We start from the raw sequence: 24,639 nt of genomic DNA on the forward strand, positions 1-24,639 counted from the left end.
GGTATAAGTAACTTAATTATAGGAGGAAGAGAACTTGCCGATACATCGTTCACATATGCTATTATTTATTAGTTTTTGGATCGTTTTATTTATCTCAGGAATACAGCCGAAAGATTTGTTTACATGGTGGCTAGAAGTATTACCAGCTATTATTCTTGTATTGATTTTAGCAGCGACATATCATCTATTTCGATTTACGACGTTTACGTATGTTTGGATTTGGCTCCATATGCTTATATTACTTATCGGTGGACATTATACATATGCAGAAGTACCTCTCTTTAATTGGTTACGTGATACGTTTCATTTAGAAAGAAATTATTATGACCGCGTAGGCCATTTTGCGCAAGGTTTCGTTCCTGCTCTTTTAACACGTGAGGTTCTCATCAGAGTGGTAGAAATTCAAAAAAGAGGATGGTTATCAATCCTTGTAATTGCTGTGTGTCTAGCATTTAGTGCGCTATATGAATTGTTGGAATTTTTAGTTGCCAAATTAACAGGAACGGCAGCAAATGCCTTTTTAGGTACGCAAGGAGATTCGTGGGATACACAGTGGGATATGACCTTCGCGCTAATAGGTGCAATTTTAGCTTTATTGTTGTTTAGGAATGTACAAGATAGAAAGATGGAATAAGAGATATTAATATGTATTACATATTAATTATATATGTAATACATATTTCCCATATAAAGAAGATTACTATACTATATTAGATGTAACATTCGAATGTTTAATGTATTACCGGTAATATCCCTATCCCTTTTCTAAAAATGCGAACTAGATTTACCCTTTTTCCGCATAATTTTTCATAGATTGTACGGAAATATTGTTCGATATCCATTATGGAACGTACATAATGGAAAAGTCCCGATTTCTTAGAAGATGCCCCTAATCTTCATGTGATAATGTGTACGGAAAAAACATAAATATTTTCTCCGTTTACAATCGGAAAAAAAGAAAGCTGGCCATTTTGGTCAGCTTTCTTTTTTTCCTGCGATGATTTCCTCTTTTATAATCTCTGTTTTCAATAATAATGCTTTTCCAAAACGGCGCTGACATTCTTCAGTTATTTTTTGAACTGCCAATGTGTTAGAAGAAGCAGCAACAGTTACTAATGTTTGTCGTGTTCCTCGATTTTCCTCACAAAACACACAATCCACAACATACTTAGAAACTTTCACAGAATCCTTCCTTTCTGTTTTTTTAGGAATGCGCTGTCTTTGAAGTTGCTGAAAGTATTCGATAGATTACAAGTTTTTTCCTCTTTTTTCGAGGAGAAGTTAAGTAAAAGACAGAATAATATGTATGGGAGGGATAGAGGATGAAGCGTTGGATTGGAGCAGCAGCAATTTGTATGAATGATAATAATGAAGTATTAATGGTCTTACAAGGGAAACGAGAAGAAGAAAAACGTTGGTCTGTACCTTCAGGTGGGTTGGAAAAAGGAGAAACGTTAGAAGAGTGTTGCATACGTGAAGTATGGGAAGAAACAGGGTATCGTGTTGAAGTTATTGAAAAAGTGCACGAAAAAATAGGTGTTACATTCAATATTCCTGTACAAGTTCACTATTATGTTGTGAAAATAGTAGGGGGAGAAAGAAAAATTCAAGATCCGGATGGATTGATTTATAGGATTGAGTGGAAACCACTCCAAGAACTTAAAAATATTCCCCTTTCATTTCCGGAAGATTATGAGTTGTTGTGTCAGTTGTGTATATGCTAGGGAATAATTGAGGCAAGAAATACAAAAATGTATATAGAGAGATAATTGAATATTGAAGGGGATAAAAGAAAACGTATATTAGGATTCTCTTGTATGCGTTTTCTTTTATTTTTACGTATTTCGAAACGCGATAAGAGAGCTGATCTTGTTTCTAATGTTAATAACATTGATAAGTTTACGATTTATTGGTAAAAGGTTTGGAGATTTTACCGTGGGATTTTTTAAAAATATTTGTCTAATATATAATTCTTATGTTATTAATTTATTATATATATTAATAAAAAAGGGTGTTCTATATGGAATTACGGCATTTACAGTACTTTATTGTTGTAGCAGAAGAGCTTCACTTTGGAAGAGCGGCAGCTCGCTTACAGATGACGCAGCCACCGCTTAGTCAACAAATTCAACAATTAGAACAAGAAATGGGAGTTACACTATTTTCAAGAACGAAACGAAGAGTAGAGTTAACAGAAGCAGGAGAATTGTTTTTAAAGGAAGTGAAAAAAGCTTTTACGCAAATTGAGAAAGCAGTCGAAGTTGCTCAGAGAGCACAAAGAGGAGAGATTGGATCGCTGTCTATTGGTTTTGTTGGTTCAGCAATGTATGATATTTTGCCGCCAATCGTTCGAGAATATCGAAATAAATTTCCGAATGTATCCGTTGTACTGCATGAATTATCTACACCAGAACAAGTAGATGCACTTCATGATAATCGAATTAATGTCGGGATGCTGCGTCCACCTATTACAAGTCAGTTATTACAATTGGAAACAGTTCAACATCTTCCTTGTACACTTTGTTTACCGAAGGCGCATCGGCTTGCGAATAAACAAGCAATATATATTGAAGACTTGCAAAAAGAATCCTTTGTTTTTATTTCTCGAAATGTTTGGCCAACATTATATGATAATATTCTCTCTTTATGCCGAGATGCAGGGTTTAGTCCGCAAATTGTACAAGAGGCGACAGAGTATCAAACAGTGGTCGGACTTGTTGCTGCTGGAATTGGGATAACGGTAATACCAGTGTCTGCAAATAATTTATATCAATCAGAAGTTGTATACAAAGAAATATGTGATTCTAATTTTGTTGCGGAACTAGCAGTCGCGTATCGAAAAGCAAATATAAATCCAGAATTACAAGAGTTTTTGAAAATAGCGAAAGCAAGAGAAACGAACGGATTTACAAAATGACGAGAAAAATGACAAAACTGTAAGAATGTACTGAAGTATGTAAGGAAGTTCGATGTTTTCCTCATTCTTTTTTTATTATAGTAAAAGAGAAGAAAGAATAAGGAGATGTCATATTCATGATGATACATATGTTTATAAAAATAAAAAAACGTGGGAGGGAATGTAGATGACATTTTCTCAACTCGCGTTAAAAAATGTTAGTCGAAATATGCGTGCATATGCTGCTTATTTTTTTAGTAGTGCATTTTCCGTTATGATTTTCTTTTTATATGCCTTTTTTATTTATCACCCTAACATTGATGGAAGTGAAGGGATTCCAGGAGCGATTCGCCAAGGAATGCTTGTTGCAGAGTACATCATTTATTTCTTTTCTTTTTTCTTTATTTTTTACTCTGTTAGTTCATTTTTAAAGATGAGGAATAAAGAGTTTGGTATTTTTGTTATTCATGGAATTACAAATCGGCAATTAATACGGATGATTTTCTTTGAAAATATGATTGTTGGTATAAGTGCTCTCATCAGCGGTATTGTTTTAGGTCTTTTATTTGGGAAGTTATTTTTTCTGTTAGCAAGTACTATGATGGGATTAAAAAGTTTGCCGTTTTATATGCCGTGGAAAGCAATGAAATTAACAGCTGTTGTATTTTTGGCATTGTTTTTCATTGTTGCTTTTACGACAAGTTTATTTGTGAAAAGTAAAAAAGTAATCGCATTATTAAAAGGGAATAAAAAACCAAAGCCTGAACCGAAAGCTTCTATTCTATTATCGATCGCAGCAGCAACTTTGATAGCTATTGGATATATGTTATCTATAACAGCAAAGCCCATGACTGTCGCGATTTTATTACTTCCTGTCGCAACAATTGTAATCATTGGTACGTATTTTTTATATACACAGCTTAGTGTATTTGTGATAAGGCTTTTAAAGCGATGGAACCATATCTATTGGAAGAAAACGAATTTATTATCTTTTTCTATGTTAGCATACCGTATGAAGGATAATGCACGTATGTTTTTTATGGTGACGATTGTCTCGACAGTTGCTTTTTGTGCCATCGGAACTTTCGCGGCTTTTATAGAAACGCAAAAGGGCGAAGCGATGAAGAACGTTCCATTTGCTTTTAGTTTGATTACATATAATGAACATCAAGGACAGAAAGCGCAATATGAAAAAGAAATTGAAGATACTTTTCAAAAGGAAAAGATTATATATAAAAAAGTAAGCACACAGTTGAAATTTCAATCTATTTCTAACGATTCGCAGCCAGCTGTAATCATGAATCAGAATGAGTATAATAAGTTTGCAAAGCAGCTTGGATACGAAACTGTGTCATTAACAGGAAATGAAGCTGTTCGCGTTCCTTCTTTTGCAATGGAAAGTCATGTTGTAGATTATTCTAAAGAACCAGATGTAACGTTGCAAGAAAGTGGAAAACAAATTCACATTTCTTCTATGTTGAAACAGAATATTTTTTCAGGCGGTGTATTTCCTAGCAAGATTTTTGTTGTTTCGAATGAAATGGGACAGCAAATTACAGCGGGACAGCAAACAGCGAGTTATACAGCGTATACAGTAAAGAATTGGGAAGGAACGACGCAAGTAGCAGCGCAATTAGAGAAACAAATAAACCAAAAAGGGCAATATGAATTTTCATCACGCATTACAACTTATAATGATATTAAACAATTGACAAGTGTCATTTTATTTATCGGGTTGTTTGTCGGAGTTATTTTTTATTTATGTGCCGTTAGCTTTTTATATTTCCGTTTATTTACCGATTTAGAAACAGATAAACAATATTATCAATCACTTTTGAAACTAGGGATGGGTGAAGATGAAATGAAACGAATTATAACCGTACAAATGGGAGCATTATTCTTTATTCCGATTCTCATAGCGGTTTTGCATACGAGTGTTGCTTTAATGACGTTGCAAAAATTATTCGTAACAGAGATTCTTTGTTCCTCACTTATTGTTATTGGGTTATTTTTATTTGTGCACACATGTTACTTTTTACTATTAAGAAGACGATACTTTTTACAGTTGAAAAAGCAAATTATGCAATGAAAACGGCGATGTTACTTTGTAACATCGCTGTTTTTAACTTCAATACAATATGTATATACGTGTTCATTTTCTTTGATAAGACGTTGTATAGAACGATCATCTTCAAGAGAAGTTGCAGATCCTTCTATTTTATTTGTGTTAAAAATCCATGCCCCAAGAATAATCTTTTCGTTGTACTTTATTGTTTTTCCTTCACGAATCGATGTGTAAGTAGATACATTCCCTTCAGGAAATATGTCCTCAAAGAATTTATACGAGCCTCCAGAAATATTCATAAACCATTGCTGAACTTCACGTGTACCGTTCTCGTATTGAAATGTTTGCTGCCCGAAAGAAAGTTTTATTTTTTCTTTTTCAAAATGAGATGAAGAAAGTCCGCCGATTTCTTTTACTTTTGTTCCGTCTTTATAATACTCAATGGTTGTACGAATTTCGTCTTGTTTGTTTGGAAGGGTGGCTTCATAGATATACATGTTTCCTTGTTGAATGGGGGATAAGTGTAATATTTGCTCTTCTTGTTTTGTTAATTTGTACGGCTTAACAAATGGGTGCGTATGATTTGTACAACCGCTAATAAGAAGTATCAGCAGCATGGAAAGAAGAAAGAATCTTTTTTTCATGTCATCACCTCAACTTAATATATTATACGCACTGTTAAATATTTCCTTCAAATAGATGATAGAGGTGTTGCAATTATTAATACATATATCGAATAAATATATGTATTTTTCAATCTAAGTCTTAAGGCTTAGGGATAATTCCTATTGGAGTTCGATGCAAAGGTATATATCATTTTATATACAAATTTGTGGTATAGGAAGTTGTACGGAGGAGTTGTTATGTCGTTATTTCAATTAGCAAGGAAAAATATACAGGCACATGCGGCAGAACGATTACTACATTTTGTTTTATAGCTTGTAGTGTAATTGTATATTTTCTCTTATTATCCATTCAATATAATGAAGCTGTTGTAGGGACAATAAAGCATAAATCATTATTAATGAATTCTTTATATTATGGATCAACAATAACCTTCAGTTTTTCATGTCTTTTCATATTGTATGTACATGCTCGTTTTATAAAAAAGCATCAAAAAGAATTTCAATCGTATCGATTAACTGGTATGAAGCGAAGGCAACTAAGTCTTATATTGTGCTATGAGCAACTTATGATAGGGGGAGGGGCACTTGTTTTTGGACTTCTTCATGGTATGTTATTTTTAAAATTATTTACTGTTATTATTCTAAGAGTAACGGGTTGTTATGGAATAAGTAGTGCACCGATTACAATATATGGCCTTTTGTATACAGCTATTTTATTTATTATTATGATTTTACTGACGGTGGGGCAATGTTATCGATGTGTGTATCAGTTGACTGTTGTAGATTCATATAACGTGAATGACAAAGTATGAATGCTTTATATGTAAAACATGGCATAAAATGAAAACCGGGCTTCCTAGAGAAGTCCGGTTTTTTTATGCTGCCACTTTTTTATGTGTATGCTGCCTTGTGGATCGTCCACGTATTTTATATGCAATTTGAGGAATTGTAATTCCGACAAGGATAAGTGCAACACCAAGCCATTGTGACGGCACTACAGCTTCTTTTAAGAAAAGCACGGACATAATTGTTGTAACTGGTAGTTCAGCGGCGCCTAAAATTGTCGCTAAACCAGAGCCGATTTTTGGAATTCCGATTGTAAATGTAATGGTGGGAATCACGATACTAAATGTTCCTAATGCTAACCCGTATTTCCATAATCCGTTTGTAAGTGCACCATTGTATATAAACGTTGGTGGGAAAGCAATCATTACTAATGTTAATGCGCCTGCCATAAGCAATACGCCGCGAGGTAATGATGGAACTTCTACTGCCACTCTTCCGCTCACGAAAATATAAAAAGCAAATGCAATTGCCGCTAATAATCCGAATAAGATACCTTTCATATCAAAGCTTCCTGCTGATTGTTCGAGTAATCCGCTTGAAAGAAACGTTCCAGTTATTAAGAAAAGTACAGAAATCATTTTCTCTCTAGAAGGGAGTGTTTTTGTTGCGACTGCTTCAATAATAATTCCAATCCAAACGAATTGAAATAGTAAAACAATAGCGATAGAAGCTGGTACAGTTTGTAATGAACCGTAATAAAAAATACCTGTTAAGCTGGCTGATGTGCCTGCTATAAATAAAATAATCATTTGCTTCAATGGTACACGATGCCTAGAGATTAATAATGTAATCGCAAGTAAAATGAGCCATCCGAACAAATATTGACTTCCGATTACTTCTCCTAGCGTAAATCCTTCACTGTACGCAAATTTAACAAAGATTGCTAAAATACCGTAACTGCATGCTCCTAATAAAACGAGTAATGAATAACGAAGCACCCTATATTCCTCCAATCTATTTTATTAGTAACTATGTTCCAAAACGAACAAATATAGCTAGATGGAAGTATACAAAATTAAAAATGTAGGGTCAACTGAAAGAAAAGTTTGACATTTTATAGAATAATAATAAAAGTATGATATTTATGCATAATGATGAAAAAAAGGGGATATATTGCTTAAGAATATAAGAGGAATATGAATATAATTTTCATTGTAAAAAAATATTTTATAATAATAAATGAAGTGAAATATATAAATCCAAATTAAAGAAACGACCTAAAAATCTCTTTCTTTTTAGGTGGGCGAGAGCATCTAATGCATAGTAGCGAAAAGCGAAGAAGATAGGTGGGGGATGAAGCCACCCACTGATGGAAGTTTCACTTTAATAAACAAAGCAAATATCAATATTACGAATAGAATTTTACGATATTCATAGTGATAATAGTAAGTTCATGAATTTTTCATGGTATTCGCTGTGAATTTTGCTACAATAAATGAGAAGAGAGGAGGCGGAATATGCAAGACATTAATATCTTTTTAGCGTTTGGGGCAGGTTTTTTATCATTTATTTCTCCATGTTGTTTACCGCTCTATCCAGCATTTTTATCGTACATAACAGGGATGTCTATTTCTGATTTAAAAGAGGAGAATGCCATGCTTCGTAAACGGAGTATGTTGCATACAGCATTTTTCTTAATTGGGTTTTCGATCATTTTTATTGCAATCGGTTTTGGAACAAGCTTTGTAGGGACATTTTTTGTAGATTATCAAAATCTAATTCGCCAATTAGGAGCTATTTTTATTGTTGTTTTCGGTCTCATTATAACAGGAGTGTTTAAACCAACATTCTTAATGCAAGATAAAAAAATTACATTTAAAAGTAGACCGAGTGGTTACTTTGGCTCTACTTTAATTGGAATCGCATTTGCTGCGGGATGGACACCTTGTACAGGACCGATTTTAGTGTCAGTTATTGCACTTGCTGCGACAAATCCACAATCAGCGATGTTATATATGATTGCTTACATACTTGGTTTTGCAATTCCATTCTTTATTTTGTCGTTCTTTATTACAAAAATGACTTGGATTAAAAAGCATAGTGCATCGTTCGTTAAAATTGGCGGTTATATTATGATTGCAATGGGTGTATTACTTTATTTTAATGGTCTTACAAAAATTACAATATTCTTTTCGAATTTATTTGGCGGATTTAAAGGATTTTAGTTTTTTTTATAGAAAAATTGGCAATACTAAAAGAAAAGCATATACTGAGACTATATTTCCGGAATAAAGGGTGAGTACGAATGAATTTAGCTCTTTTATCAAGTATTATGGCGGTTTGTATGGCTGTCGGAGTCATGTTTATTCGTTTGAAAGCGGCAAAGAAACCAGCTACTTTGAAAAAAATTGTACTTCCACCAATCTTTATGAGTACGGGAGCAACTATGTATCTTCTCCCTCAATTTCGTCTAACAGCACCAGAAATATTAGAAGCAATTGCTGTAGGGTTAATTTTTTCTATTTTTCTGATTAAAACGTCAAAATTTGAAATACGTGAACAAGAGATTTATTTGAAACGCTCTAAAGCGTTTGTCTTTATTTTAATCGGTTTACTTGTTGTTCGCATTGCGTTTAAATCGTATTTAAGTCAGACAGTTGATGTAGGACAATTAAGTGGAATGTTTTTCTTACTTGCGTTTGCGATGATTGTATCATGGCGCGTTGCAATGTATCGCGCATTTACGAAATTGCAAAAGGAAATGGAAAAACAAGCTGATTTTTATAATGAAAAAGATATAAAATTAACGTAAAAACCTCAAGAATTCTTGAGGTTTTTTATTTGGCCAGTAACGATTGATAACGGGAGTAGTCAATTTGCTTTTCTCTTAATTTTTTTATTAAAAATTTATGATCCCGTTTTGGAGTTGCTAAAATATATCCTTTAATGATTAAATCTTCTGTTATTTGTGATGCTTGTTCTTCTATAGCGAGTGCACCAATTTTACCAGCAATTTTAGACCGAGCGACGTCGCGGAATAGTTCTGGAACAGGGCTGACAAGTTCTTCTAATAAAGCTTTTTGCTCAGCTTCCCATAAATGTCTCGTTTCATCGATATAATGTTGTTCCCAATCTAAAATGGACATTCCATCTTCTTTTGGTAGTCGTTTTAGGAATTTTCGGAACATAAAATAGCCACCAATGGACATAAGTCCTAGTAAAATAACTGTCCATATGACAATAAACCAACTGAACCATCCTTCAAGCAACATAATTCCCCCTTTATGTTATTAGAAACCGATTCTTTTATGCTTATTATAAGCAGTGAGATTCATAGAAAGCAAGAAAGCTTGACCTATTGGCCAAGCTTTCTTATACAAAGTATAATTGTTCAATTCGGAATGTTTCTGTATCATCTTCAAAATATTCGATGATTAGCGTGCCAACTTTGCGATTTTTATCCTCTGTAGTGAAAATAGAATAAGAAGTAAAGCGTGCTGCTGATAAGCCGCTAATATGTGTAGGGAGGGCAATATATTCGTTGTTTTGAAAGAAAGTCATAAGTTCAATGTCTTCAAACTGCTTGCGATTTTCAACCGCTGCTCCAGTATAACGCTTTTGCAATTGTTTCAATGTTTCGTTCCATGATCGTACCTTTGTGTCGTATACCATTGTTCAAGCTCCTTACTGTATGTAGTAAAAAGAACATATGTTCCTGTATAGTATACTCCTTTTAAAAGAAAAGGAAAAGCAAAAAATAATGTAAGCTTGGTTTTTTAAGCTTACATAACGGAAAAATACGTTCAATTTAATCTCTGTTTTTTATTATAAGACAGATAGAAAAAGGAAACAAGGTGAGAAGTATCTTGCTTATAATTTCGAAAATTCCATATAATTGATGGAGAAGATTTTTTGTAGGGAGGAAAATTATGAAAACGATTGGGCTTATTGGTGGAATGAGCTGGGAATCAACTGTAGAGTATTATCGAGTTATTAACGAAGAAATAAAAAACAAATTAGGAGGGTTACATTCAGCAAAGTGCCTTTTATATAGCGTTGACTTTGAAGAAATTGAACGTTATCAATCAGAGGATAACTGGAAACAAGCAGGTGAAGTGCTGGGGGAAGCTGCACTTTCATTAGAAAAAGGTGGAGCTGATTTCATTATTATATGCACAAATACGATGCACAAAGTTGTAGATGACGTAAAAGAAAAAATCAATATTCCTATTTTACATATTGCCGATGCTACAGCTAATCAAGTAAAAAAGAAAGGAATTAGCATGGTAGGTTTACTTGGAACAAAATATACAATGGAGCAAGAATTTTATAAATCTAGATTAGAATCAAACGGTATAAAGGTGATAGTTCCAAATGAAAATGATAGGGAAATTGTAAATAAAGTGATTTATGAAGAATTATGCTTAGGAAAAGTGTGTCAAAAATCAAGAGACTACTACAAAAAGGTAATTGAACGCTTAGTTGATAACGGAGCTGAAGGAATAATATTAGGTTGTACAGAGATTGGATTATTAGTAAAACCAGAGGATTCTAGAGTTCCATTATTTGATACGACTTTCATACATGCTGTTGAAGCTGTTAATAAATCTTTAGAAGATTGAGGGAATCCAACTTTAATGAAAAAGGGCGTTGGGGATTATGAAAAAAATATTAGTCTTGATTTATCCCACTTTTGCGGAATTTGAAATTACAGTTGCTACTGCCGCTTTGAAAGACTCTTATGTAGTTGAAACAGTTGGATTAACAAAAGGGATTGTTGTAAGTGAAACAGGATTACAGGTGAAACCACATTATGAATTAAGTGAGATATGTATAGATGATTATGAAGGGATTATTATTCCTGGTGGCGATGTAGTGCATGTAAAAGATTCAGAAGTATTATTTGAACTTATACGGCAAATGTATAAGGCAAAGAAAATGATTGCTGCGATATGTGCAGGACCATTCGTGTTGGCTGCATCAGGTATTCTACAACATGTGCCGTATACGGTCACATTGGATTATAAGCAATTAGATTGTTTCTCTAAGGAACATTTTATATATAAAGAGGTAGTTCGTCATCAAAATATAATTACAGCGCAAGGACACGCATTTGTAGAATTTGGACTTGCCATAGCTGAATATTGTAAGGTACATACAGAACATAAAAATGATTTTTATTGCGGGAAAAGAAATATAGTGATGGAAAATGTTCTGAAATAATCATAGATTGATAAAAAAAGAATATTTTTTTTAAAACCATTGACGATTTAACCGTTTTCATATATTCTTAAATTAAGAAATATTTAAACAATTCAAAAGAAAAGAGCGAGTCACATGCTTCTTCATGGAACACAACGAATTGGTCGCATGGCGATGCTACTTGCACTTGCGGAGGAACACGAGAGTCCGATTTTATCTCTTCCGAAAGGTTGGAAATATTGTACGGGCAAAGTTGGTTCAATGAATTCGCAAAAAGTTGTTGCAGCAATGGAAACAGCTGCACGTAGTAACCATGTTATTGAAACAGACGTTTACAGAGAAACACATGCGCTTTATCATGCAATTATGGAAGCGTTGTACGGAGTAACGAGAGGACAGATTCAGTTAGCAGACGTTCTTCGTACAGTAGGGCTTCGATTTGCGATTGTGCGCGGCACACCATACGACGGTGAAAAAGAAGGCGAATGGGTTGCTGTTGCACTATATGGTACGATAGGTGCGCCTGTGAAAGGATCAGAGCATGAGGCGATTGGATTAGGTATTAATCACATATAAAAAACTGCCCATAGTTAATTAGTTAAGAGGGGGCCTTACTTTTTAGGACATTAGTCTGTCTTAAAAAGCTAAGGTCCCCTTTTGCTTTTTTTAAAAGGAGGAAAATCATGATTACATTAACTGGACATTCATTAACATTGCAGGAAATGAAACGAATATTGTTTGAAGGAGAGCAGGTAACTGCTTGTCCAAATAGTATGCAAAAAGTTACAGAGTGCCGACAAGCTGTAGAGCAAATTGTTGAAGAGGGTAAAGTTGTTTACGGCATTACAACAGGCTTTGGAAAATTTAGTGATGTGCTAATTCAAAAAGAAGATGTGAAAGCGCTTCAACATAATTTAATTCAATCTCATGCATGTGGTGTTGGGGAACCTTTCTCTGAAGAAGTGTCACGCGCTATGCTTGTATTACGCGCAAATACAATGTTGAAGGGGATCTCTGGTGTTAGACCACTTGTTGTAAATATGCTTCTTGAACTTGTAAATCGTCAAATTCATCCAGTTGTTCCGCAGCAAGGTTCACTTGGAGCGAGCGGAGATTTAGCACCGCTTTCTCATCTTGCGCTTGCTTTATTAGGAGAAGGGGAAGTGTTTTATAAAGGTGAGCGTGTTCATACGATGATCGCTTTAACAAAAGAAGGATTAGAACCAATCACATTAGAAGCAAAAGAAGGTTTAGCGCTTATTAACGGAACACAAGCAATGACTGCACAAGGAATTGTAGCGTATTTAGAAGCAGAAGCAATCGCTTATCAAGCAGAATTAATTGCTTCGATGACAATTGAAGGATTACAAGGTATTATTGATGCCTTTGATGAAGATGTTCATCTTGCACGTGGATATAAAGAGCAAGTAGAAGTTGCAAATCGTATTCGTAATGTGCTTCATGATAGCAAACTTGTTACGAAACAAGGGGAACTTCGTGTACAAGATGCATACTCACTTCGTTGTATTCCACAAGTGCACGGAGCATCTTGGCAAGTGTTGAATTATGTGAAAGAAAAGTTAGAAATTGAAATGAATGCTGCAACAGACAATCCGCTTATTTTTGACGGTGGTCAAAAAGTAATTTCTGGTGGTAACTTCCACGGACAGCCAATTGCGTTTGCAATGGACTTCTTAAAGGTAGGAATGGCAGAGCTTGCAAATATTTCTGAACGTCGTATTGAGAGACTTGTTAATCCGCAGTTAAACGATTTACCACCGTTTTTAAGTCCAGAACCAGGTCTTCAATCCGGTGCGATGATTATGCAATATGCAGCAGCAGCACTTGTTTCAGAAAATAAAACATTAGCTCATCCAGCGAGTGTAGATTCTATTCCATCATCAGCAAATCAAGAAGATCACGTAAGTATGGGAACAATTGCGTCGCGTCATGCACATCAAATTATTCAAAATGTACGTCGCGTGTTAGCAATTGAAACGATTTGTGCGATGCAAGCAGCTGAGTACCGCGGTATTGAACAAATGAGCACGCAAACGAAAGCGTTTTATCACCAAGTTCGCCAAATTGTACCATCTATTAAAAACGATCGTATTTTTTCAACAGATATTGAAAACACGGCTCATTGGTTAAGAACAACAAATTGGACAATGGACCGTATTAATGCAAATGCAACACTATAATAAGGGAGAGATTACAATGGAAAATGTAAAACAAACAATTCGCGCACCAAGAGGTACTGAATTAAATGCAAAAGGTTGGGTACAAGAAGCAGCACTTCGTATGCTTATGAATAACCTTGATCCAGAAGTAGCAGAAAAGCCAGAAGAACTTGTTGTATACGGTGGTATTGGCCGTGCTGCTCGTAACTGGGATAGCTATCATGCAATTGTAGAATCTCTTAAAAATTTAGAGAGCGATGAAACGTTATTAGTTCAATCTGGGAAACCAGTGGCAATTTTCAAATCTCATGAAGATGCACCGCGCGTCCTTCTAGCAAATTCAAACTTAGTACCAAAATGGGCAACTTGGGAGCATTTCCGTGAGCTTGAACAAAAAGGCTTAATGATGTATGGCCAAATGACAGCAGGTAGCTGGATTTATATTGGTACACAAGGAATTTTACAAGGAACATATGAAACATTTGGTGAAGCAGCACGTCAACACTTTGATGGTTCATTAAAAGGAACATTAACAATTACTGCTGGTCTTGGCGGTATGGGCGGAGCGCAGCCGCTTGCTGTTACGATGAACGGCGGTGTTGTGATTGCAATTGACGTGGATAAACGCAGCATCGATCGCCGTATTGAAAAGAGATATTGTGATATGTATACAGAATCTCTTGAAGAAGCATTAGCTGTTGCAAAAGAATATAAAGAAAAGAAAGAACCAATCTCTATTGGATTATTAGGTAATGCAGCTGAAATTTTACCAGAGCTTGTAAAACGCGGCATTACACCAGACTTAGTAACAGACCAAACATCTGCGCACGATCCGTTAAATGGTTATGTTCCAGTTGGTTATTCATTAGAAGAAGCGGCAGTGCTTCGTCAAGAAGATCCAGAGCGCTACGTACAATTATCAAAGGAAAGTATGACAAAGCATGTGGAAGCAATTCTTGATATGCAAAAGAACGGTGCAATTGCGTTTGATTATGGTAATAATATTCGTCAGGTTGCATATGATGAAGGCTTAAAAAATGCATTCGATTTCCCAGGATTCGTTCCAGCATTTATTCGTCCGCTATTCTGTGAAGGAAAAGGACCATTCCGCTGGGTAGCACTTTCTGGTGATCCAGAAGATATTTATAAAACAGATGAAGTTATTTTACGTGAATTTGCTGATAATGAGCATTTATGTAATTGGATTCGTATGGCACGTGATCAAGTGGAATTCCAAGGACTTCCATCCCGTATTTGTTGGTTAGGATATGGAGAGCGTGCGAAATTTGGCCGTATTATTAATGAGATGGTAGCGAACGGTGAATTATCTGCACCAATCGTTATCGGTCGTGATCATTTAGACTGTGGATCTGTTGCTTCGCCAAACCGTGAAACAGAAGCAATGAAAGATGGCAGTGATGCTGTAGCTGACTGGCCAATTTTAAATGCGTTAATTAACAGTGTAAACGGCGCAAGCTGGGTATCTGTTCACCATGGCGGCGGTGTTGGTATGGGATATTCTCTTCATGCGGGAATGGTTATTGTTGCGGATGGAACGGAAGCAGCAGCAAAACGAATTGAGCGCGTCTTAACTTCTGACCCTGGAATGGGTGTTGTTCGTCACGTTGATGCTGGATATGACCTTGCAGTGCAAACAGCAAAAGAAAAAGGCGTCAATATTCCGATGATGAAGTAAGGGGGAGAAACCATGCTAGACATTTTATTAACGAATATCGGTCAATTATTAACAATGGATCAAGAAGATGGATTACTGCGGCGGGAAGCGATGAATACGCTTCCTGTCATTGAAAACGGTGCGGTGGGTATTGAAAATGGTATTATCACATTCGTAGGCACAATGGAAGAGGCGAAGGAATTACATGCAAAAGAAGTTGTGGATTGCGAAGGGAAAATGGTTTCACCAGGTCTTGTTGATCCGCATACACATCTTGTATTTGGCGGCTCTCGTGAACATGAAATTGCTCTCAAACTACAAGGTGTACCATATTTAGAGATTTTAGAAAAAGGCGGTGGAATTCTTTCCACTGTAAATGCTACAAAACAAGCAACAAAAGAAGACCTTGTTGAAAAGGCAAAATTCCACTTAGATCGCATGTTATCTTTTGGTGTAACAACAATGGAAGCGAAGAGTGGTTATGGATTAGATGATGTAACAGAGTGGAAACAATTAGAGGCGGCAGCGCAGGTTCAGAAAGAGCACCCAATTGATGTTGTGTCAACGTTCTTAGGGGCTCATGCAGTGCCAAAAGAATATAAAGGAAAATCGAAAGAATTTTTACAATGGATGCTTGATTTGTTACCAGAAATTAAAGAAAAGCAATTAGCAGAGTTTGTTGATATTTTCTGTGAAACAGGAGTATTCTCTGTTGAAGAATCAAAAGAATTTTTACGCAAGGCGAAAGAAATCGGTTTTGATGTGAAAATTCATGCGGACGAAATTGATCCCCTTGGCGGTGCGGAAGCGGCTGCTGAGATTGGTGCTGCATCAGCTGACCATTTAGTGGGAGCATCTGATAAAGGGATTGAGATGTTAGCAAATTCCAATACAGTTGCTGTATTGCTGCCAGGTACAACATTCTACTTAAATAAAGAAAGTTTTGCTAGAGGCCGTAAAATGATTGATGATGGTGTAGCAGTAGCTTTAGCGACTGATTTCAATCCTGGCAGCTGTCCGACAGAAAACATTCAACTCATCATGAGTATTGCGATGTTAAAGTTAAAATTGACACCAGAAGAAGTATGGAATGCTGTAACAGTAAACTCAGCGTATGCAATTAATCGCGGTGATGTAGCTGGAAAAATCCGTGTTGGACGTAAGGCGGACATCGTATTATGGGATGCGTACAATTATGCGTATGTACCGTACCATTACGGCGTTAGTCATGTAAATACAGTATGGAAGCAAGGGAATATTGCGTATACAAGAGGTGACAAGGCGTGGAGCAAGGCCACTATTTAAAGAAAAATGCAAAGTTTATTGACCGTGAAGTAACGAAATGGAGCGATATGATTAAGAGATGGGATGAAAGCGAAGAAATCTTCGGAGCAGCATTAATTGGTGCTCCGCTGTCAAAACCATCCATTAGTCATTCGGGCGCATGCTTTGCACCGAACACAATTCGAGCAATGTTAGATGCTTATAGTACGTATGCAATTACAGAAGAGCATGATATGAAAGATAGCGTTCTGTATGATTGCGGTGATATTACGATGCATGTCACGGATATAAAAGAAAGCCATGCTCGCATTGCAAAAACGTTAGAAAGTCTTACAAAGTCGAATCCACAGATGGTACCGATTGTTCTTGGTGGAGATCATTCCATTAGCTTTCCAAGTATAAGTGGTTTTGCAAGTAGTAAAGGGAAAGTTGGGATTATTCAATTTGATGCTCATCATGATTTACGTAACTTAGAAGATGGCGGACCTTCAAATGGGACACCGTTTCGTAGTTTATTAGAGAATGATGTTATTACAGGGAAGCAACTCGTGCAAATAGGGATTCGAAACTTTTCTAATGCCCGTACGTACCATGAATATGCAAAAGAACATGGAGTAACAGTATATACAATGCAACATGTTAGAGAGCGTCATATAAAAGATATTATTACAGAAAGTATTGAATTACTGCGCTATCAGGGTGTTACATCTATTTATATTTCTGTGGATATGGACGTATTAGATCAAGCATTTGCACCAGGGTGTCCAGCAATTGGACCGGGTGGTATGGATAGTACCACGTTACTTGATGCAATGACAGTACTTGGGCAAGAACCTCTTGTGGCAGGTATGGATATTGTGGAAATCGATCCAACACTTGATTTTCGCGATATGACAAGCCGCGTTGCAGCACAGGTGATTATGAGCTTTTTATTGGCTCGCGAAACGGTGCGTAAACAAATAAATATATGAGGAAAGAGAGCTAACTCAAAGTTTCGTTTTAACGGAATTTTGTACGTTAGCTCTTTTTTCTTTTGGATTACATTTTAATCGTATTGGGACATAGTACATAGTTCTTTATTATATAGAAATACTAAGAATAATATTTGAAGTGAAATTGAAGGAGATGCTCTTATGGACTACAAAATATTTAGAGCTATTAACCGGTTAGTTGGTCGTTATCCATCTGTAGATGCCATTATGATAATGATTTCTCAAAAAACGCGTTATATGTATGCTCTTTTATTAATCCTAATGTGGTTTCGTAACAGGTTTTATAAAAAAATTACGATACAGGCAACAATCTCTGCATGTATAACGTTACTTATTAATCTTTTCATAAAACGATCCTATTTTAGAGCCCGTCCTTTTTTGAATCATAATGCGCATATATTACCTCCAGTTCCACCAAGAATGAATTCTTCATTTCCGAGTAAACATACGATGCTCTCATTTGCCGTGGCAACTTCGATCCTTTTTTATAAACGTTTGCTTGGATGCTTTATGTGGTTGTTAGCAATTTTAACAGGATTCTCACGTATTTGGAGCGGACAGCATTATCCATCTGATATTATAGGAAGCGCCTTAATTGGGAGTCTAACTAGTATTGTTGTTAACGTTATTTTATGGTTATGGAATTCTTTTGTTTTATGTATTATGCATAGCTATAATCGTCTTTGTACCTTCGTAAGATTGCGTTAATCATGAATGGAATATGAAATGCGTAGCATCTTGTTAGAGTAGATTCGAATTATAGAAAATTAGTGGAGTATGAATAATTGAAATATAAGAAAAATGGTAGGTAAAGCATTGCTTACTAAAAGAAGAGCAAATAGGAAAGTAACTTTTCTGTTTGCTCTTCTTATTTATCCCGCATTAACGGGCAGTAAAACCCCCACTGATGGTTAGGTTTACTTTATTTGGCGAAATAATAGGTAACCGAATATCTACAGTTGTCCCCTTATTTAATTCACTTGTAATGTGTAATTTTCCATTATGTTCTTCAATTATTTTATAACACATCATTAAACCTAATCCAGTTCCTTTTTCCTTCAAACTATAGAAGGGTTCACCTAAACGTGAAATGCGATCTTTGGGAATTCCGCAGCCTTCATCTGTGATGTTGATTAATATAGAATGATTTTCTGCCTGCATAGTTTCAATGAAAATATTACCTCCGTGAGACATTGCTTCCATCGCGTTTTTCAAGATATTGATAAATACTTGTTTTAGCTGATTTCCATCACATTGAATTGTTGGCAAAATGGATGCGTGATTCATGATGATATGTACATTTTGCATCATTGCAGTTGGTAAAATGAACGTTACCACTTCTTGAATTAACTTTTGAATTTGACAGGATTGTATAGATACCGCCTGCGGTTTAGACATTGCCATAAATTGATTCGTAATCGATTCCATTTGAGCAATTTCACTTAACATGACATCAACATACCATTTGTTGCTTTCACTAATATCAGGTTCTAGCAATTTTAAAAAACCTTTTAAAGAGGTTAATGGGTTTCGTATTTCATGAGCAATTCCAGCAGTCAGCTGTCCAACAACTGCTAGTTTCTCAGATTTTCTCAATAATTTTTCTGTTTTCTTTAAATCTGTAACATCTTGTCCCATAATGACAATTCCTTTTCGAGATCCATCAGGATGAAAGAGAGGTACTTTTATAATATCAAGGATGAGAGGGCCAGAGCTAGAATGTATAATCATTTCTTCATCACGTATGCTCTCTTTTTTTTGCCATGCAAATTCATCAGATTTTTCACAGTATAGGAAGGAGTTACGATATAGTTCGTTATATTGGATTAACTCGCTATCTTTTTTGCCGCGATATGGTACATTTTCAAAATTTAAGCTAGAAATAGCATAATCATTTGCTTCAAGCCATCTTCCTTCTTCATCTTTAAAAAGAATAAAAGCTGGCATCGCATTTATTAATGTTCGTAAGCGTTTTTCGCTCTCTTTTAATGCATGCTCCATTTTTTTACGTTCTGTAATATCTCTTAAACTACTTACAAACGCTACGACTTCTCCATATGTATTTACAATAGGAGAAATAAAGTTACTTACATTAATTAAATTTCCGTTTTTGTGCTGTCTAAGTGTTTCTTGTGATGTGAAAAGTTTGTTATTAGCAAGTTCTTGATAAATTTTGTTATATTTCTCTTTTGAAAAGTCTGGGATAGTAGGTATTGTTTTTTCGAGCATTTCTTGCTCAGTCCAACCGAAAAGAGTTTCAAAAGCTTTATTTGCTTTCATTACCCGAAGTTTTAAATCAAGAACAACAATGGCATCTACTGTGTTTTTTAGAAGTGAGTCTAGTTGTTGTTTTGTTAATGTAAAATCTTCTTTTACTTGTTTTGTTTTCATGATACCTTTCATTATCACATATGCTCCGACGAGCTTATTATCTATAAAAAATGGTGAGTTTTTTATAATCATATCCACGAGGTACCCATTTTTATGAATCATAGATAATTTATATTCTTGTTGCTTTTTATTCATTATATTTTCTAAAGGTTGTAAATTTTGTTCTGTACGTTGTGGAGTAATAAAAGAATAGATTGTCATTTTTTCCAATTCTTTAACTGTATATCCTAGCATTCTTTCGGCTGCAGGATTGGCATGTAATATATTTCCTTGTAAATCGACAGATATGATACCATCGGGATTATGTTTGAAAAGTGATGTGCAATGCTCTGTTGCATTTATACATTCTGTCATTCTATTTTTTGTAATAGTAGAGCGTCTTTTTGGATGTATACTTTTTTTAAAAGACGTAAACTGTTTCCTTCGCATTCATTATTCCCCCGGATATATATTCTGTATATGTATGATAATTTTAGATAGATAATATACGATGATACATGTTTTATTTTAGATATATAATACTACTAATGTTATATCCTTTAAGAGTATAGACATGCTAATTATGAATAGTCAATTTCTATTGTATATTTCTAAATTATAAGTTTTATTTTTTGTTAACAGTTAGTAAGTCTTTCTCTTTAAGATTCGGAGAAAACAAAGAAGATAGGCAGGGGATAATTACCTGTAATCGTCCGATTGATAGGAGTTTTTCATTAGCTTGGATGAAAAAACGATTTAATAAAAGGTTCACTTCATAACTGAAAATACGAGATGTTCTTTCGTTTTTCTTATATATCTTCATAATAAGGATGTAAGTTATTTATAAAACACTCTTTGATATAATAAGGATAGGAAAGGGGAGGGGATTATTATGACGTTTAAGATTCAAGGGATTGATCATGTACAATTAGCAGCACCAGCAGGATGTGAAGAAAAAGCACGCACGTTTTATGGAGACATACTTGGATTAGAAGAAATTCCAAAACCTGAAGAACTAAGAAAGCGAGGAGGCTGTTGGTTTCGATGCGGAAATCAAGAGATTCACATTGGAGTAGAACAAAATTTTTCTCCTGCAAAAAAAGCCCATCCTGCTTTTTATGTTCAGCACATTGAACGTTTTCAAGATGATTTAACGCAAAAAGGGGTTTCTGTTATAGTCGATACAGCACGTCCAGATGTTACAAGGTTTTATGTATCAGATCCATTTGGAAATCGCATTGAATTTATGGAGCGAAAAGATGGTTAGTTGAACCAATCCGGCTTTAACGGGCAGTTATCCCCTACCTATCTTCTTCGCTTTTCTCTAAATCTTGAGGTGGGGGTCTTGCTGCCCGCGAATAGCGGGATAAATTTGTTGTAAAAAAGCGAGATGGATAATATTCCATCTCGCTTTTAACCTCTTCTAAATAACCCTAATACTTCCACTGTTTCTGTAATGTTTACAAACGCTTGCGGATCAACTTCAGAAATTATAGATTTCATTCCAGCTAGTTCTTCTCGAGAAATTACGGTCATTAATACATGTTTTTTCTCATTTGAGTAAGCACCTTCTCCGTCGAGTAAGGTAATCCCGCGCACAAGACTGGAAAGGAGCTTTTCTTTCATTTTTTCTGCATGACTTGTTACAATCATTAGAGTAATTTTTCGATGTTTTGTGTGAATCGCATCAATTACTTTTCCTGTAACAAAAATAGATAATAAGCTGTTTAAGGCAGTATCCCAATCGAAGAAAAATCCAGAAACAATGATTACAACGGTATTAAGTGCGATTAAGATTCCGCCAAGCTGAATATCTTTTTTACGTGAAAGTAACATACCGATAACATCAAATCCACCGGTTGAACCATAGGAGTTGAAAACAAGCCCAATACCTGCACCGGCAATTACACCACCAAATAACGAAGAAAGTAGTGCATCGCTTGCCACTGCATGCACAGGAATAACGTATAATGCTGCCGAAAGTGTGATAACTGATACGATTGTGTAACCGATAAGTCGTTTGCCAAGTCCAATATACCCTAAAATAAGAATAGGTAAGTTCAGTAAAAAGTTTACTATTCCGGTATTAAATGGGGTTAAGATTCCAATGATAATTGCAATTCCACTAATCCCGCTGCTTAAAATCTTGTGGGGGATAAGGAAAAGATTAAAAGAAAGTGCTACAACTAAAGACCCTAAAATCACTCCAAGTAATCGATACATATCTTTCCCGTCCTTCACTAAAAATGCTTTACATACAAACTCATATTAATTCAAGATTATATATGAGTTTGTAAGATTTGAGGGAAAACAGTTTATTTAGGGAAATTAGATTAGTTCGAAAAATGGAAGCGATCTCTTTTCTTGGGAAAGGGAGAGGATAAATATGAAGATTCAAGTGTTTCAGCAAAAGAGTCCGTTGAAAAGAGAATGTGAAGATGCACTGATTTGTAATGAAGGTTTAAAGTTATATGGTGTGTGTGATGGGGCGACGCCGCTTATTGAGTTTCAAGATGAGAATGGGCATAACGGAGCATACTTAGCTTCGCATTTGTTTCAGCAACACTTTGAATCTATTTCAGATGTGGATTTCTTGCAAAATGAAGTTGCTAAAGCAAATCAGTTGTTGCAAGAAAAAATGCAATCCTATCATATTGATACAACCAAGAAAGAGCAACTTTGGTGTACGTGTATTGCTGCTATTCATATAACAGATAAAACAATAGAATATGCGCAGGTTGGAGATTGTATGATTGTTGCTAAATTTTTTGACGGAACAGTTCAAGTCCTTACGGAAGACACTGTGAAAGGGATTAGTAAACGGGCAAAGCAAAAGCGTGAAGAAGATCGCCAAAAAGGACTTTCTGTTCCAAGTGAAGCAATATTTGATGATAGAAAAGCGCAATTAATCTACAATCGTTATATGGCAAATATTCCAAACGGATATACTGTTGCAAATGGGATGAGTGAAGCAGCCTCGTTTATTCAGAAAGGGAAACTTTTGCGACAAGAAATTACAGATTTATTTATTTGTTCAGATGGCTTGTTTCATCCAAAGTGGCAGCTAGAAAAAAGTGCACAATTTGTGTGGGAATATGGTATTACACAATACGTACAAATAATAGAGGAATTAGAAGCGAAACAGTTTGTACGTCCAGATGATAAAACAGCAATTATCATTCATTTGTAAAGGGTGAGACTATGCATATTCAAAAAGCGAATCTATATTTTCGTGATCCGCTGCAACCATTGCAAGCCGTTACAAAAATTATTATTCATCATACAGCAGAAAATGGATGGGATATATATAAGACACATGATTTTCATCAAAATAATCAAGGGTGGAGTGGGATAGGCTACAACTATTTTATTGAAGAAGATGGTACTATTTATGAAGGACGAGGACTGTATATAGGAGCTCATGCGAAAGGATATAATACTGAGAGTATAGGGATTTGCATATCTGGCAATTTTGACGACTATGATCCAACACCAGTACAAATGCTTTCTTTGCATTGGCTATGTAAACAGTTAATGCGTCAGTTTTCTTTGTATAGTGACCAGGTTCTTGGTCATCGCGAGTTAGATGGGGTAACAAAGACGTGTCCTGGAACACGTTTTTCAATGACAGAATTGCGCAGCATTCTATCCCGCATTAACGGGCAGTAAGACCCCCACCTCAAGATTCAGAGAGATGCGAGGAAGATAGGAGGGGGATAACTGCCCATAAAAGCCCGATTGGTTCAACTAACCATCAGTGGGGGATGAAAAACTCCCACTGATGGAAGTTTCACTTTATCTAATAATGAAAAAGGAGATTTATAGCATGATTTTTATGAAATTACCAAATGAGAAAAAAGAAACACTTGTAGAACATATTCAACAGTTTTTTGAAGAGGAAGGGCTAGAAGAGATTGGTCGTTTTCAAGCAGAGCGTTTAATTGAAGAAATGATAAAAGAACTAGGGCCGCATATATATAATCAAGCGATAGGAGACGCTAGAAAGCTTGTCGCAGATAAACTTACAAATTTAGAAGAAGATTTATATGTATTAGAAAAACCAATTAAGTAGCAAGCTTACATAAAGAAAAGAGGCTAATTTACATTTTAGTGAGTTAGCCTCTTTTCGTCCAAATTGCCTTTGAATAAGCAATTTTCATTCCACTTCGTTCCATATTATTTTGGCTAATGCTTCCGAAGCGTGCTTGTCCAACGACTAATTCGCAGCCTAACTGTTTGGCGGCATTCATTCGATGCTTAAGTAAAGCGGTTTGACAGCCTTTTCCTTGTAAATGAGGTAAAGTAGCTGAAGCTGCTAGGGAAGCAATACCTTTGTTAGCAAATAAAACACCAATTGCAGCTGGAGTGTTTTCAACAAGAGCTAAATAAAAATGCCAGCCTTCTTGCCCATATAACACTTTGTTATTTTGAGTATATAAGTGATTTATTATATTCAAGTTTAAGAGTAAAAAATAATGATTTGACACGGTTTCGATTGCTTGAAATGAAGGGTTTTCATAATAGTCGAACGAATATAAATCTAGATATATAGAAAAGGATGGG

The 24,639-nt window shown here is 35.4% G+C and carries 26 protein-coding genes and 1 pseudogene; 19 read left to right on the forward strand and 8 right to left on the reverse strand.

From position 1 onward, the window contains the following. Positions 1-55: 55 nt before the first annotated feature. The gene (locus LRP84_RS13455; protein WP_230575590.1) at positions 56-634 is read left to right on the forward strand and encodes a DUF2238 domain-containing protein; all 579 of its coding nucleotides are present in this window, start codon (positions 56-58) and stop codon (positions 632-634) included. A gap of 341 nt (positions 635-975) precedes the next feature. Here the strand turns inward: LRP84_RS13455 and LRP84_RS13460 are convergent, their stop codons facing one another. After that, positions 976-1,182 carry a DUF3903 domain-containing protein gene (locus tag LRP84_RS13460; RefSeq protein ID WP_230575547.1) on the reverse strand — a complete coding sequence of 69 codons (207 nt, stop codon included), beginning with the start codon at positions 1,180-1,182 and terminating at the stop codon, positions 976-978. A gap of 140 nt (positions 1,183-1,322) precedes the next feature. Here LRP84_RS13460 and LRP84_RS13465 point away from each other — a divergent pair, with 140 nt between their 5' ends. The 3 genes from LRP84_RS13465 to LRP84_RS13475 all read left to right on the forward strand — a co-directional run bounded on the left by LRP84_RS13465 (position 1,323) and on the right by LRP84_RS13475 (position 4,985). Next, entirely contained in the window at positions 1,323-1,724 is a 402-nt protein-coding gene (locus LRP84_RS13465) for an NUDIX hydrolase (RefSeq protein WP_230575548.1), read from the forward strand. Between the two features lie 296 nt (positions 1,725-2,020). Continuing rightward, on the forward strand, positions 2,021-2,917 hold the full coding sequence (alsR, locus tag LRP84_RS13470) for an acetoin biosynthesis transcriptional regulator AlsR (protein ID WP_230575549.1): 897 nt from the start codon (positions 2,021-2,023) through the stop codon (positions 2,915-2,917). Positions 2,918-3,083: 166 nt separating this feature from the next. After that, entirely contained in the window at positions 3,084-4,985 is a 1,902-nt protein-coding gene (locus tag LRP84_RS13475) for an FtsX-like permease family protein (RefSeq protein WP_230575550.1), read from the forward strand. Between the two features lie 11 nt (positions 4,986-4,996). Here LRP84_RS13475 and LRP84_RS13480 read toward each other — a convergent pair whose 3' ends face one another. Beyond that, positions 4,997-5,605 (reverse strand): YgaN family protein, encoded by a 609-nt coding sequence (locus LRP84_RS13480; RefSeq protein WP_230575551.1) that lies wholly within the window; start codon positions 5,603-5,605, stop codon positions 4,997-4,999. Between the two features lie 380 nt (positions 5,606-5,985). Here LRP84_RS13480 and LRP84_RS13485 point away from each other — a divergent pair, with 380 nt between their 5' ends. Beyond that, positions 5,986-6,399, forward strand: a complete 414-nt coding sequence (locus LRP84_RS13485) for an FtsX-like permease family protein (protein ID WP_335379713.1) — start codon at positions 5,986-5,988, stop codon at positions 6,397-6,399. A gap of 63 nt (positions 6,400-6,462) precedes the next feature. On the opposite strand, the gene LRP84_RS13490 is transcribed toward LRP84_RS13485, so the two are convergent. Next, on the reverse strand, positions 6,463-7,371 hold the full coding sequence (locus LRP84_RS13490; RefSeq protein WP_230575553.1) for an EamA family transporter: 909 nt from the start codon (positions 7,369-7,371) through the stop codon (positions 6,463-6,465). Between the two features lie 519 nt (positions 7,372-7,890). On the opposite strand from LRP84_RS13490, the gene LRP84_RS13495 reads away from it, so the two are divergent. Both LRP84_RS13495 and LRP84_RS13500 read left to right on the forward strand, forming a co-directional pair. Then, positions 7,891-8,598 (forward strand): cytochrome c biogenesis CcdA family protein, encoded by a 708-nt coding sequence (locus LRP84_RS13495; protein ID WP_230575554.1) that lies wholly within the window; start codon positions 7,891-7,893, stop codon positions 8,596-8,598. An 80-nt stretch (positions 8,599-8,678) separates the two neighbouring features. Then, positions 8,679-9,185 carry a CcdC family protein gene (locus tag LRP84_RS13500; protein ID WP_230575555.1) on the forward strand — a complete coding sequence of 169 codons (507 nt, stop codon included), beginning with the start codon at positions 8,679-8,681 and terminating at the stop codon, positions 9,183-9,185. 25 nt (positions 9,186-9,210) lie between these two features. Here the strand turns inward: LRP84_RS13500 and LRP84_RS13505 are convergent, their stop codons facing one another. Both LRP84_RS13505 and LRP84_RS13510 read right to left on the reverse strand, forming a co-directional pair. Then, positions 9,211-9,642 (reverse strand): DUF2621 domain-containing protein, encoded by a 432-nt coding sequence (locus LRP84_RS13505; protein WP_230575556.1) that lies wholly within the window; start codon positions 9,640-9,642, stop codon positions 9,211-9,213. A 103-nt stretch (positions 9,643-9,745) separates the two neighbouring features. After that, the gene (locus LRP84_RS13510) at positions 9,746-10,045 is read right to left on the reverse strand and encodes a hypothetical protein (protein WP_230575557.1); all 300 of its coding nucleotides are present in this window, start codon (positions 10,043-10,045) and stop codon (positions 9,746-9,748) included. Between the two features lie 257 nt (positions 10,046-10,302). Between LRP84_RS13510 and LRP84_RS13515 the strand changes: the two genes are divergently transcribed. From LRP84_RS13515 to LRP84_RS13550, 8 genes are all read left to right on the forward strand, one after another. Beyond that, positions 10,303-10,995, forward strand: coding sequence for an aspartate/glutamate racemase family protein (locus tag LRP84_RS13515; protein WP_230575558.1), 693 nt, complete (start codon positions 10,303-10,305; stop codon positions 10,993-10,995). Between the two features lie 37 nt (positions 10,996-11,032). Beyond that, positions 11,033-11,596: a DJ-1/PfpI family protein gene (locus LRP84_RS13520; RefSeq protein ID WP_230575559.1), complete on the forward strand. Its 564-nt coding sequence runs from the start codon at positions 11,033-11,035 to the stop codon at positions 11,594-11,596. Positions 11,597-11,710: 114 nt separating this feature from the next. Further along, the gene (gene hutP, locus LRP84_RS13525) at positions 11,711-12,151 is read left to right on the forward strand and encodes a histidine utilization transcription antiterminator HutP (protein ID WP_035437001.1); all 441 of its coding nucleotides are present in this window, start codon (positions 11,711-11,713) and stop codon (positions 12,149-12,151) included. Positions 12,152-12,258: 107 nt separating this feature from the next. Beyond that, positions 12,259-13,776: a histidine ammonia-lyase gene (gene hutH, locus LRP84_RS13530; RefSeq protein ID WP_230575560.1), complete on the forward strand. Its 1,518-nt coding sequence runs from the start codon at positions 12,259-12,261 to the stop codon at positions 13,774-13,776. 16 nt (positions 13,777-13,792) lie between these two features. Continuing rightward, on the forward strand, positions 13,793-15,451 hold the full coding sequence (gene hutU, locus LRP84_RS13535) for a urocanate hydratase (protein WP_230575561.1): 1,659 nt from the start codon (positions 13,793-13,795) through the stop codon (positions 15,449-15,451). A gap of 12 nt (positions 15,452-15,463) precedes the next feature. Continuing rightward, positions 15,464-16,735, forward strand: coding sequence for an imidazolonepropionase (gene hutI / locus LRP84_RS13540; RefSeq protein ID WP_230575562.1), 1,272 nt, complete (start codon positions 15,464-15,466; stop codon positions 16,733-16,735). Further along, positions 16,714-17,685: a formimidoylglutamase gene (gene hutG / locus LRP84_RS13545; protein ID WP_230575563.1), complete on the forward strand. Its 972-nt coding sequence runs from the start codon at positions 16,714-16,716 to the stop codon at positions 17,683-17,685. The genes hutI and hutG overlap by 22 nt, the downstream gene beginning before the upstream one ends. Positions 17,686-17,847: 162 nt before the next feature. After that, the gene (locus tag LRP84_RS13550; protein ID WP_230575564.1) at positions 17,848-18,414 is read left to right on the forward strand and encodes an undecaprenyl-diphosphatase; all 567 of its coding nucleotides are present in this window, start codon (positions 17,848-17,850) and stop codon (positions 18,412-18,414) included. A 174-nt stretch (positions 18,415-18,588) separates the two neighbouring features. Here the strand turns inward: LRP84_RS13550 and LRP84_RS13555 are convergent, their stop codons facing one another. Continuing rightward, entirely contained in the window at positions 18,589-20,526 is a 1,938-nt protein-coding gene (locus tag LRP84_RS13555; RefSeq protein ID WP_335379712.1) for a PAS domain-containing sensor histidine kinase, read from the reverse strand. Positions 20,527-20,968: 442 nt separating this feature from the next. Between LRP84_RS13555 and LRP84_RS13565 the strand changes: the two genes are divergently transcribed. Continuing rightward, on the forward strand, positions 20,969-21,343 hold the full coding sequence (locus LRP84_RS13565; RefSeq protein ID WP_230575565.1) for a VOC family protein: 375 nt from the start codon (positions 20,969-20,971) through the stop codon (positions 21,341-21,343). Positions 21,344-21,489: 146 nt separating this feature from the next. Here LRP84_RS13565 and LRP84_RS13570 read toward each other — a convergent pair whose 3' ends face one another. After that, positions 21,490-22,299 carry a YitT family protein gene (locus tag LRP84_RS13570; RefSeq protein ID WP_230575566.1) on the reverse strand — a complete coding sequence of 270 codons (810 nt, stop codon included), beginning with the start codon at positions 22,297-22,299 and terminating at the stop codon, positions 21,490-21,492. Between the two features lie 163 nt (positions 22,300-22,462). On the opposite strand from LRP84_RS13570, the gene LRP84_RS13575 reads away from it, so the two are divergent. The 3 genes from LRP84_RS13575 (at position 22,463) to LRP84_RS13585 (ending at position 24,148) form a co-directional block, all read left to right on the forward strand. Further along, positions 22,463-23,266, forward strand: coding sequence for a protein phosphatase 2C domain-containing protein (locus LRP84_RS13575; RefSeq protein WP_230575567.1), 804 nt, complete (start codon positions 22,463-22,465; stop codon positions 23,264-23,266). Positions 23,267-23,277: 11 nt separating this feature from the next. Beyond that, positions 23,278-23,745, forward strand: a complete 468-nt coding sequence (locus tag LRP84_RS13580; protein ID WP_230575568.1) for a peptidoglycan recognition protein family protein — start codon at positions 23,278-23,280, stop codon at positions 23,743-23,745. Positions 23,746-23,902: 157 nt separating this feature from the next. Beyond that, on the forward strand, positions 23,903-24,148 hold the full coding sequence (locus tag LRP84_RS13585) for a DUF2164 domain-containing protein (protein WP_230575569.1): 246 nt from the start codon (positions 23,903-23,905) through the stop codon (positions 24,146-24,148). A gap of 43 nt (positions 24,149-24,191) precedes the next feature. On the opposite strand, the pseudogene LRP84_RS13590 reads toward LRP84_RS13585, so the two are convergent. Then, positions 24,192-24,506, reverse strand: a pseudogene (locus LRP84_RS13590) (GNAT family N-acetyltransferase); the annotation flags it as partial. Positions 24,507-24,639: the final 133 nt, after the last annotated feature.

It is taken from the genome of Bacillus rhizoplanae (assembly GCF_917563915.1).
GTDB classification, from domain to species: domain Bacteria; phylum Bacillota; class Bacilli; order Bacillales; family Bacillaceae_G; genus Bacillus_A; species Bacillus_A rhizoplanae.